Genomic DNA, 1162 nt, shown 5'->3' with positions numbered 1-1162 from the left:
ACAGGCTGGCGGCACTCACCCCCAGGTGCCGGGCCTGGGCCCGCAGGCGCAGGCTCAGCTGGCTGTCCAGCGCCTGGCTGGCCTCCTCGATATCACGACCGTCGCCCTGCACATCCTGCACGCCGAATGGCAGGGTCGGCTCGTCGATATCGCCGAGCATCTCGTGGAAGAACGTTTCGTGTTCCTGCTGGCTGGTCCCCAGGCGTGCCTGGGCCACGTAGTTGCGATAGGGCACCGGCGCGGACAAGGCGTCGGCCTCACCGAGCAGCCAGGCCTGCATTTCATCGCGCACCACTTCCAGGGCGGTATGGTCCAGGGCCATATGATGGAACAGCAATATCGCGGTGATCCGCCGATTGAGCGGATCCTCGGCATAGGCCACCCGCATCAGCGGTGCCTGGCCGATATCCAGGCGGTAGTGACGGGGATCGAAACGGCCATGCAGCTGCGCGCCGATATCACCGGCCGCCGGGTCGAGTTCGAGTGCGTCAAGATGCAGCCGCGCCTGGCGCCAGACCACTTGCACAGGCGAATCCAGGCCCTCCCAGACCACCCCGGTGCGCAGAATGTCATGTCGGTCGATCACCCTTTGCAGGGCCTGGACAAAGGACTCCAGACGCTCGCGATCGTCGAAGGCGAACTGCGTCTGCAGGACGTAGGGGTCACCCTGCCCGGCCGTGAGGTGGTGATAGAGAATGCCTTCCTGCAACGGTGCCAGCGGGTAGATATCCTGCACGTTCGCCGCGCCACCGGGCACCTTCGCGACAATCCGTTCGATCGCGGCCTGGTCCAACTCTATCAGCGGCAGCATGTCCGGGGTGATGTGCGTGCAGCCTGGCGGGATGGCATTGGCCGGGACCACGATCTCGCGTCCACCACCCACGGCCGCGGCCAGCGCGGCCAGGGTCGGCTGGCTGAACAGCACCCGCACATCCGCACTCAGCCCGGCCTGGCGCAGGCGTCCGATCAGGCTGACCGCCAACAACGAGTGGCCGCCCAGTTCGAAGAAATGATCATGGCGACCGACCTGGGCGACACCCAGCAGTTCTTGCCAGAGGGCGGCGATCAGGGTTTCGGTTTCGCCTTGCGGAGCCTCGTAGCCGCGACTGATCACGGTGTCGAGGTCCGGTGCCGGCAGGGCCTTGCGGTCCAGCTTGCCGTT

1 protein-coding gene is annotated in these 1162 nt (G+C 66.2%); it reads right to left on the bottom strand.

The genetic code is table 11. The features are described 5' to 3' along the window. A partial coding sequence (locus tag K675_RS0121055) for a condensation domain-containing protein (RefSeq protein WP_026145398.1) occupies positions 1-1162 on the bottom strand: 1162 nt, incomplete at both ends.

Origin of the sequence: Pseudomonas fuscovaginae SE-1 (assembly GCF_000364705.1) — a bacterium.
Lineage (GTDB): Bacteria > Pseudomonadota > Gammaproteobacteria > Pseudomonadales > Pseudomonadaceae > Aquipseudomonas > Aquipseudomonas fuscovaginae_A.
The sequence above is the reverse complement of the archived record's forward strand: the minus strand, read 5'-3'. Positions and strand labels throughout refer to the sequence as shown.